Genomic DNA, 10,162 nt, shown 5'->3' on the forward strand with positions numbered 1-10,162 from the left:
CCGGATTAGTAGTTTCTATGTCAGCTTGTAGTGTAACTAATTTATTTGGAGAAAAAGAAAAAACAAATACTGAATCTGGTAAACAAGAAAGTAAAGAAACTAAGACAGAAGGTAAATCATCTGAAACAAAGGAAAAATCAACTAACTCAAAAGAAGAAAGTAAAGATGTTAAGATGATTATGGTTTTACCTGAGGATTACCCACAACTTATGGTAGACATTGAAGAAGACTTATTAAGACGTCTAGATTACTATGATGCTTCTGTGAGGGATAATAAAAAGGGAAGTAAGTCAAATGAAGAGGTACGAGATAGTATTAAAGACTTAGATAAAGTATTTAATAAAATAGAGCGTATAGATGCACCAGGAAAATATAAGGAAGATCATAAGGAAATTGTAAAAGCTGTTCAAAAGTTAAAAGAATCTTTCAAAGAAGTATCGAAGTTATTTGATTACTCTAAAACGCTTAAAGATACGGATGATGCAATCATAGATAAAGCAAACAATAAATTAGATGAAGCAAAACGCATTTGGAAACCTGTATTTGATAAGTTAAAAGCGGAAGCTAAGGGTAGTTCAACAACTACTTCTACAACAAGTGGTACTAGTTCTTCTAACTCACCGAGTTTATCTAGTGGTAATACAGTTAAAACATACAGTACCCAAAATAAAACTGGTATATTCAAAGGAAAAATTGATACACCAGACGAGGATTCGGCTAAGTTTAAGAATGTACAGAACAACTATAAAGACGGTACAGAGCTTGTAGGTAATTGGGGTATTGATTACGGAGACGGAGTCAAAACTACGTTAGTCCTAAAAGCAGATAAGACATTTGAAACATATGCAAATGGTTCTTATCCAAATAAAGATAATTACTTAACAGGAACATACCAAGCAGACGTTTCTTCCCATCAGTTAACGCTAATGGTGGAAAAAGGAACTCAAAATGGTCAAGAAGTGAAATTGGAAAGACCTATTTATTCATCATATGAGGTTAAAAATTTAGATGGTAAAGCATTACAGATTTTCCACATAGACGAACAAGTAACAATTTGTTATGTAAAACAATAAATAACTAAAAGAACTCTGTAAAATGATTTTTACAGAGTTCTTTTCTTAGTTTTAATTTATTATAAACGATCAGACTTTTTTATAAACTATCAAAATTTATTTCAAACGCATAACTATATTTATTAACCTACCAATCTCCTACTCAACAGTAACAGACTTAGCTAAGTTACGTGGCTTATCAACGTCACACTCGCGGTGAAGTGCTGCGTAGTATGAGATAAGTTGTAATGGAATAACTGCTACTAGCGGTGCTAGCGCTTCGTGTACAGCTGGTAATACAAAGCTGTCACCTTCCATTTCTAAGCCTTTCATTGAGATGATACATGGGTTAGCCCCGCGTGCTACTACTTCTTTCACGTTACCACGAATTCCAAGGTTTACGTGCTCTTGTGTAGCAAGTGCGATAACTGGTGTACCATTTTCAATTAAAGCGATTGTACCGTGTTTTAACTCTCCTCCAGCGAATCCTTCTGCTTGGATGTAAGAGATTTCTTTTAGTTTTAACGCACCTTCTAATCCTACGTAGAAGTCTACGCTACGGCCGATGAAGAAACAGTTACGCGTTGTTGCTAAAAATTGTTTTGCTAATGCGTCCATTTCTTCTTTTTGATCACAAAGTTCTATCATTGCATTTGCTACAAGTCCTAGTTCGTGTGTTAAATCGAAATCAAGAACTTCACCTTTTGCTTTAGCAATATCAGCCGCTAAAATTGAAAGTACTGCAAGCTGTGCTGTGTAAGCTTTCGTTGATGCAACTGCAATTTCTGGTCCAGCGTATAACGGAAGTGTATAATCAGCTTCACGAGAAAGCGTAGAACCAGGCACGTTTGTAATTGTTAATGCTTTATGACCCATTTCATTTGTTTGTACAAGTACTGCACGGCTATCAGCTGTTTCACCACTTTGTGAAATGTAAATGAAGAATGGTCTTTCTGTTAATAATGGCATGTTGTAAGAGAATTCACTTGCCACGTGTACTTCAACTGGCATTTTTGCAAACTTCTCGATAAATTGTTTTCCAACAAGACCTGCATGATAACTCGTTCCACATGCAATGATGTAAATACGATCGCTATCTAAAATCGCATTGCGGATGTCTTGATTTAATTCAATTTCGCCATTTTCATCTTGATACTTTTGAATTATATTACGGATTACAAGTGGTTGCTCATCGATTTCTTTAAGCATGAAATGAGGATATGTTCCCTTTTCAATATCACTTGCGTCTAATTCCGCTGTAAACGGTGCACGTTCAATCGTTTCACCTTGTAAGTTTTTAATTGTAATACTTTCTTTCGTTACGATTACGATTTCTTTATCCATTAACTCAATGAATTGATCTGTAACTTGTAACATCGCCATAGCGTCGCTTGCCACAACATTAAAGTTGTCACCAACACCTACTAATAGCGGGCTTTTGTTTTTAGCAACATAAATCATGTTTGGATTTTCAGCATCAAGTAATCCGATTGCATAAGAGCCATGTAAAAGAGATAGCGTATTACGGAACGCTTCTTCTACACTTAATCCTGTGCTCACTTGTTGTTCCATAAGCTGTACGATAACCTCTGTATCTGTTTCACTTACGAACGTTACATCTTGTAAATATTCCTTTTTCACTAATTCATAGTTTTCAATTACACCGTTATGAACTAATGTAAAGCGTTTTGATGTACTTTGATGCGGATGCGCGTTTACTTTACTTGGAACACCGTGTGTAGCCCAGCGTGTGTGTCCGATACCTACGCTTGCTGCTACGTTCTCATCTACGATTTCACGAAGTTTTGCGATACGGCCTTTTTCTTTGTATACAACAACACCGTTCTCTGCTTGTACTGCAATACCTGCTGAATCATATCCACGATATTCTAGCTTTTCTAAACCTTTTAATAAAATTTCCTTTGCATCTTGCTCTCCAATAAATCCTACGATTCCACACATGTTTAGTCGCCGTTACAAATGCTTACACTGCTCTGCGAACATGTAACGACATAGTCCGATACCATTTTTATTTATACTAAAAAACGGATTACATATTGCTAGCCCTGTAAGCTTGTAACGGCTTTCACCTTCCTCTCGATTGGGTTTAAGTCCGTATATACTTATACAGCTAGTTTTCATCCGTTCCTCTTCTCTCATCACACTTTCACCTTTGTCCACTAAGTCACCTTAATGATTTAAGTAAAAGCTTGCGGTTGTGATGAACAACCGGGAGTCATCCGCCGAAATCTCGATAAACCCCACCTCGTCAACTACACTATTTGTAGTTCTGGCGCTTTTATAATTTACAATATTTCCTTTGAGAAAAAGAACAAGACCATCTTATAACAAACATGGATAAACCGTCAATGAAATTTTTTTCATCGTCTATAAAACATATGAAAAAGGAGCACTTTTTGTGCTCCTTTTTCATATAAATTCAGCTAATTATTCAGCGCCAACTTCGGCTTTCACAACTTCTACAATGCGATGTACATATGCATCACAAACTTCTTGTGTTGGTGCTTCTGCCATTACACGAATAAGTGGCTCTGTTCCAGATGGACGAACAAGAATACGACCATCACCGTTCATTTCTTCCTCTACAACACGAATAATTTCTTTAATTTTTTCATTTTCTAATGCTAATTTTTTATCTGTTACACGAACGTTTACTAGCAATTGTGGGAATTTCGTCATTTCTCCTGCAAGCTCAGATAATGGCTTTTTCGTCATTTTCATGATGTTTACAAGTTGAAGTGCACTTAACATTCCATCACCAGTTGTAATGTAATCAAGTAAGATAATATGGCCTGATTGTTCTCCACCTAGGTTGTAACCTCCGCGCTTCATTTCTTCCATTACGTAGCGGTCACCAACTGCTGTTTTATCACTTGTAATATTATTTGCTTCAAGTGCTTTGTAGAAACCTAAGTTACTCATAACAGTTGAAACAACTGTATTATGTTTTAATTGACCAGTTTCTTTCATGTACTTCGCACAAATGAACATAATTTGATCACCGTCAACGATGTTTCCTTTTTCGTCTACAGCAATTAAACGGTCGCCATCGCCATCAAAAGCAAGTCCGATATCCGCTCCTTTTTCTTTTACCAATTCAGCTAAGCCTTCTGGATGTGTAGATCCTACACCCTCATTAATATTCATACCATTTGGGGAAGTTCCCATCGTTGAAATATCAGCTTCTAGGTCTGCAAATAAGTATGGAGCTAGAGAAGAAGTTGCACCATGTGCACAATCTAAAGCGATATGTAGGCCAGAGAAATCTTCTTCAACAGTTTGTTTAATGTACTGTAAATATTTTTGTCCACCTTCAAAGTAATCACTCACTTGTCCAAGATTAGTACCTGTCGGACGTGGTAGTTCATCAACTTCTTTGTCTAATAAAGCTTCAATCTCAGCTTCTTGCTCATCTGTTAATTTAAAGCCGTCTGAACCAAAGAATTTAATACCGTTATCTTGTACTGGATTATGAGATGCAGAAATCATAACACCCGCTTGTGCGTCTAGTGCTTTTGTTAAATAAGCAACGCCCGGTGTAGAAATAACGCCAAGGCGCATTACTTCTGCTCCAGTTGATAATAGCCCTGCTACTAAAGCTCCTTCTAACATATGGCCAGATACACGTGTATCACGACCAATAATTACTTTTGGACGATCTGTATCTTTTGTTAATACATAACCACCAAAACGTCCAATTTTGAAAGCTAATTCAGGTGTTAACTCCTTATTTGCAACTCCGCGTACTCCATCTGTACCAAAATATTTACCCATTATGATTCGCTCCTTTTTCTTGCTCTTTTTGATTGTGATTATCTACTGTTGGTTCTTGACTCGTTTCTTTATCTTTATCTTTATCTTGATTTTGATTTTGGTTTTGATTCTTTTCCTGTTCTTTTTCTGAATCAGGTTCAGGATTTTTTGGTTTCTCATTTTGATTTTCTTGATCGGTGTTTGAATCCGGTTGTTGACCGTTACCCTGTACTTCTTTATCTGGTTTTTCTTTCTTCACAATAGTAACTTTAGCACTTTTTTGTTTTGGCTCTATTGAAATATTACCAGGACCACTCACTTGAATTGAAATATCTTTCGTTCCTGGAGATACATTTTGCAGATTAATTACCGCTGTTATTTGAGCAGCTGTTATTTTATCTACTATACTTGCTTCTCCTGAAATATCAACACTTATCTTTCCATCTTGCGGCGAAAGTAGCTGAGCAGTAACATCTTTAGAAAGTCCATTTTTCTGGATTGGGATACCATCAATCGTTTTTGTTTTCGTTTGTTTTGTTTTTTGCACTCCCACCGAAACCTTCACTTGATTCGGTTTGGCACTTGTTACACCCTTGGGTAATAAAACAGAGGCATCGAATGTTGTAGACTCTGTCAATTGACTAAGATCTACTTCGACCCCCTCTAGCGATTGTATATTATCCAAAATATCTTTTGGACCAGCTATCGTTACTTCTCTCGGCTCAACACTGATATTTGTAACCGCCAATCCTTCTGCTAAACTCCCCTTCTTCGTATACGTTACAGGAACAGTTTTTTCAGTATTATTGGCTGTATTTTGCGTTGCCACATTCAACGTTACACTAATCTTAGATGGACTTGTTCTTACATTTAAACGTTTTCCTTCTTTATTGTATAATGTAACTTCGGGCGTTTTTGTAACAGTTTTATTAACACCTTTTAAATCAACATACGCTTTGGCAGATGAAATGCTTTCAATTTCTTCTTTCGTCCCAACTACCTCAACAGTATCCGGTTTAAGGCTTGATTTTTCTAGAGTAGCCCCCGCTGGCATCTGATCCTCATTTGATAATTTCAGATCTACATGAACATATTTTCTCGCCTTTTCATGAAGAGTAACTTTAATTGTTGATGGCTGAACTGTTCCTTTCACATCATCTGGAAGCCCGTTCGTTTTTAAAGAAATCTCATAAGTTCCTTTTGGACTATCTCGCAAATCAACCGGTATGTCAAATTGTTTTTTTGCTTTTGCTGTAGCAACTGATGCTTTTGGGCCTTCTAATTTCACCTTAACGCCCTCTGCTGGAATACCACTTACAATATATTTCTCCTCATCATACTTAAGATTAATAGCATAATTAGTTAATGTTTCTTTCGTATCATTTGCAAAAGGTAATATACCTGATGTCGTATTTTTTTCAGTTAACGTCGCTGACATAAAAAGCATACACGCCAATAGTAATGAGATCCCTTTTAAAAACCAATGATTCTCCATTAACTTATCCATGACGCTTTCTCCTCCAATTCCATAAAGACGAAGAAGTCGTTTTTTCGTTTCCACTAAATTCAGCTAATAACATATCCTTCAGCTGTTCTGGCTTCAAATCACGATGCAACTTACCATTTTTCGTTAAAGAAATTTGACCAGTTTCTTCAGACACAACTACTGTAATACTATCAGTAACTTCACTAACTCCCATGGCAGCACGATGTCTAGTTCCTAATTCTTTAGAAATAAACGGACTTTCTGATAATGGAAGATAGCATGCTGCTGCTTTAATTGTACTTCCTTGCATAATTACCGCTCCGTCATGAAGAGGTGTATTTGGAATAAAAATATTAATAAGTAATTCCGATGATACGTTTGCATTAAGCGGAATACCCGTTTCCACATAATCACCCATACCGGTCTCTTTTGACAAAGTAATTAATGCACCAATTCTACGTTTCCCCATATATTCGGTTGCTTTTGCTATCGCTGTTGCAACCATTTCAGGTTCATCATCCTCATGTGTTCCAACACGCGAAAATAAACTTCCGCGCCCTAGCTGCTCAAGTGCTCTTCGCAATTCTGGCTGAAAGATAATAATAACGGCTAAAAATCCCCACGTTAATACTTGTTCAGTTAGCCAAGATAGCGTACGCAATTCAAGGAAAATACTTATCATCTTAACGACGATAATAACTGTAATCCCTTTTAAAAGTTGAACAGCTTTCGTCCCTCGGATTATAAGAATTAGCTTATATATAATAAACCATACAATGGCAATATCTAATGCCGTACTAAGATATTTCAAAATGGTCGTATCTTCAAAAGGCATGCTATCCCTTCCTCCTACTTACGAGCAATTCTATCCATATATTGAAATATTGTTTTATGCTCTATCTGTATGTATTTCCAACAACTAGTTAATTATACCATACATGAAACAAACGACAATTACAAACAACCCCCTTTAGCTCAAATTGGTAAGATGTCAAACATTTTTATTGTACAGTATAATATAAATCATTATTATACGCCTATTTTCAAATAAAAAAAGCAACTTCTCAGTTGCTTTTCTTACATTTATTTTAGTTTTTCACCGAATAAAGAACCCATTAAAGCAACTGCTGTTGTTGCCGTTCTATTTCTCTCATCTAAAATCGTATTTACCTCAACAAATTCAGCAGATGTGATAATATCAGCTTCTGCTAACATTTCCATCGCCAAATGACTTTCACGATAAGATAGACCGCCAATTACAGGCGTTCCAACACCTGGTGCATCATGAGGATCAAGACCGTCTAAATCTAATGATAAGTGTACACCATCAGTATGAGATAAATATGCGATTGTTTCTTCCATAACAGCCGTCATCCCCATCCGATCAATTTCATGCATTGAGAACACTTTAATACCTTCATTGCGAATGAAATCTTTTTCTCCTTCATCCAATGCACGCGCACCGATAATTACGACATTCTCTTTTTTCACCTTTGGATATGCTCCGTATAAATCTACAAGTGAAGAATGTCCATAACCTAAACTTGCTGCAAGTGACATACCATGAATATTTCCAGATGGTGAAGTTTCCTCTGTATTTAAATCACCGTGTGCATCATACCAAATAACGCCTAAGTTTTTATAATGTTTTGCTACACCAGCTAATGTACCGATAGCAATACTATGGTCACCACCTAATACAAGTGGAAAACGACCTTCTTCTATAATATGATCCACCTTACTTGCTAATTCATTACATACAGTTGCAACTTGTGTAAGGTTTCTTAATTTTGTATTTTCATCTATCTCTTTTTCTCTCTCTATACATATATCTCCCATATCTTTAACGTCATATCCAATTTCTTCAATTCTTTCAATTACCCCTGCATAACGGATCGCGCTCGGTCCCATATCAACCCCACGACGCATCTGTCCTAAATCCATTGGAACTCCAATAACTGAGATTTCTTTTTTCATAGATAGTATCCCCCTTTTATGCCTTCACTAAATATTTTAAATCTTTTATATAGTCTGACTCAACTCGACATTTTTCTGTATGGATATACAATTTATTCACTTATATTTATGCTGAAAACCAAATTTTAAGACTATTCTATGTATAAAGTTAACTTAATGAAACAATCGCAATCACTATTATTAAATAATAATAATAAAACACTCCTACATTTAGAAGTGTTTTTCTGATGCTATTTTCCATACTATTGCAATATTTTTTGTTGTCATTTCAATATTTTCTTCTGCTACTTTATATGCTTCTTCTAGTGTCATCGGTCTCGTTGTAATACTAAATACCGCATCTATTCCTTTCTCGTACACAGCTGAATAATCAGATGATACAGACCCTCCAATAGCAATTACAGGCACCGAAAAACGTTTCGCACGCCCCGCAACACCCACAGGAGCCTTTCCATATGCAGTTTGTTTATCTATTCTACCTTCACCAGTTATAATGAGATTTGCATCTTCTATATGTTTATTGAAATTTGTATAATCTAATACAATTTCAATGCCCCTCCGCAAGTCTCCCTTTAACACTGAAATAACAGCCGCTCCCATTCCTCCCGCTGCCCCTGCACCAGGTATTTCAGATACATCAAAAGATACATATTGTTTAAGCATATTCGCATAATGTTGTAAATTCTCATCTAGCTCTTTCATCATCTCTACATTTGCACCCTTTTGTCTCCCAAATATGAAAGATGCTCCCTGCATTCCGACTAATGGATTATCCACATCACATGCCGCTTCTATCTTTACCCCCTTTAAGCGTGGGTCCATTCGTGAAAAATCAATAGCAACAATCGAATGTAATGTGCCTCCAGATGGATCTATTACTTCACCCTTGTCATTTATAAATCTTACTCCTAAAGCTGCTAACATACCTGCCCCACCATCATTTGTAGCACTTCCTCCAAGTCCTAAAATTATGTACTCCACTCCTTGATCTAACGCATGTAATATAAGTTCTCCTGTTCCTTTTGTCGTTGTAATAAGTGGGTTGCGCTTTTCAACTGGAACGTGCTGTAATCCTGATGCTGCTGCCATTTCAATAAACGCTGTCTTTTTATCTTTAGAAATGCCATAAACAGCTTGTATACCTTCTCTAAGCGGTCCTGTCACACTAATTGATATAATTCTCCCCCCTGTAGCATCAACAAGTGATTCAACCGTCCCTTCTCCTCCATCTCCAATTGGTATTTTCACATACTCTGCATTAGGAAAAATTGCTCTAAAACCTCTTTCAATAGCTCCACATACTTCTATAGCTTTTAGGCTTTCTTTATATGAATCAGATGCAATAACAACTTTCACAATTATCTCCCCATCCCTTATTTTTACGTTTTCTTCATTTTAAACGACAAGTATAAAAGTTGTCTTTTTAAAAACAAAAAAAGCTTACATCATATGATGTAAGCTTTTTTATTTAGATGGAGCCTAGCGGGATCGAACCGCTGACCTCCTGCGTGCAAGGCAGGCGCTCTCCCAGCTGAGCTAAGGCCCCTTATTAATTAAGCGGAAGACGGGATTCGAACCCGCGACCCCAACCTTGGCAAGGTTGTATTCTACCACTGAACTACTTCCGCAAAAATGATGAGCCATGAAGGACTCGAACCTTCGACCCTCTGATTAAAAGTCAGATGCTCTACCAACTGAGCTAATGGCTCGTAAATGGCTGGGCTAGCTGGATTCGAACCAGCGCATGACGGAGTCAAAGTCCGTTGCCTTACCGCTTGGCTATAGCCCATCGGAATAATTATCTTCTTTTCAAAGACAAATGTTATTGTACCATAATGTCCAATAAAAAACAACTGCTATATAGCAGAAGTTA

General features: G+C 36.7%; 8 protein-coding genes and 4 tRNA genes. 1 reads left to right on the plus strand and 11 read right to left on the minus strand.

All coding sequences use genetic code 11. From position 1 onward, the window contains the following. On the plus strand, window positions 1-1,073 hold a 1,073-nt coding region (locus ACQGS6_RS17540; protein ID WP_426965356.1), incomplete at its 5' end, for a DUF3994 domain-containing protein. A gap of 138 nt (window positions 1,074-1,211) precedes the next feature. Here ACQGS6_RS17540 and glmS read toward each other — a convergent pair. The 11 genes from glmS to ACQGS6_RS17595 form a co-directional block, all read right to left on the minus strand. Beyond that, the gene (gene glmS / locus ACQGS6_RS17545) at window positions 1,212-3,014 is read right to left on the minus strand and encodes a glutamine--fructose-6-phosphate transaminase (isomerizing) (protein ID WP_000334163.1); all 1,803 of its coding nucleotides are present in this window, start codon (window positions 3,012-3,014) and stop codon (window positions 1,212-1,214) included. Window positions 3,015-3,026: 12 nt separating this feature from the next. Next, window positions 3,027-3,212, minus strand: a complete 186-nt coding sequence (locus tag ACQGS6_RS17550; protein ID WP_001206405.1) for a hypothetical protein — start codon at window positions 3,210-3,212, stop codon at window positions 3,027-3,029. Between the two features lie 288 nt (window positions 3,213-3,500). Further along, entirely contained in the window at window positions 3,501-4,847 is a 1,347-nt protein-coding gene (glmM, locus tag ACQGS6_RS17555) for a phosphoglucosamine mutase (protein ID WP_000521476.1), read from the minus strand. Then, the gene (locus tag ACQGS6_RS17560; RefSeq protein WP_000359597.1) at window positions 4,840-6,333 is read right to left on the minus strand and encodes a CdaR family protein; all 1,494 of its coding nucleotides are present in this window, start codon (window positions 6,331-6,333) and stop codon (window positions 4,840-4,842) included. The genes glmM and ACQGS6_RS17560 overlap by 8 nt, the downstream gene beginning before the upstream one ends. Then, a complete protein-coding gene (gene cdaA, locus ACQGS6_RS17565; protein ID WP_001115696.1) occupies window positions 6,326-7,147 on the minus strand; it encodes a diadenylate cyclase CdaA in 822 nt (273 codons plus the stop codon). The genes ACQGS6_RS17560 and cdaA overlap by 8 nt, the downstream gene beginning before the upstream one ends. Before the next feature lie 248 nt (window positions 7,148-7,395). After that, entirely contained in the window at window positions 7,396-8,289 is an 894-nt protein-coding gene (rocF, locus tag ACQGS6_RS17570; RefSeq protein WP_000711563.1) for an arginase, read from the minus strand. Window positions 8,290-8,499: 210 nt separating this feature from the next. Continuing rightward, the gene (locus ACQGS6_RS17575) at window positions 8,500-9,645 is read right to left on the minus strand and encodes a glycerate kinase (protein ID WP_074625480.1); all 1,146 of its coding nucleotides are present in this window, start codon (window positions 9,643-9,645) and stop codon (window positions 8,500-8,502) included. A gap of 117 nt (window positions 9,646-9,762) precedes the next feature. Beyond that, window positions 9,763-9,835: transfer RNA gene (locus ACQGS6_RS17580), tRNA-Ala, on the minus strand. A 10-nt stretch (window positions 9,836-9,845) separates the two neighbouring features. Further along, window positions 9,846-9,917 (minus strand) — tRNA-Gly (locus ACQGS6_RS17585). 8 nt (window positions 9,918-9,925) lie between these two features. After that, window positions 9,926-9,998: transfer RNA gene (locus ACQGS6_RS17590), tRNA-Lys, on the minus strand. A 5-nt stretch (window positions 9,999-10,003) separates the two neighbouring features. Beyond that, window positions 10,004-10,078, minus strand: a tRNA-Gln gene (locus ACQGS6_RS17595). Window positions 10,079-10,162 lie beyond the last annotated feature (84 nt).

Source organism: Bacillus sp. GMs2/2 (assembly GCF_050172095.1).
GTDB lineage: Bacteria > Bacillota > Bacilli > Bacillales > Bacillaceae_G > Bacillus_A > Bacillus_A cereus.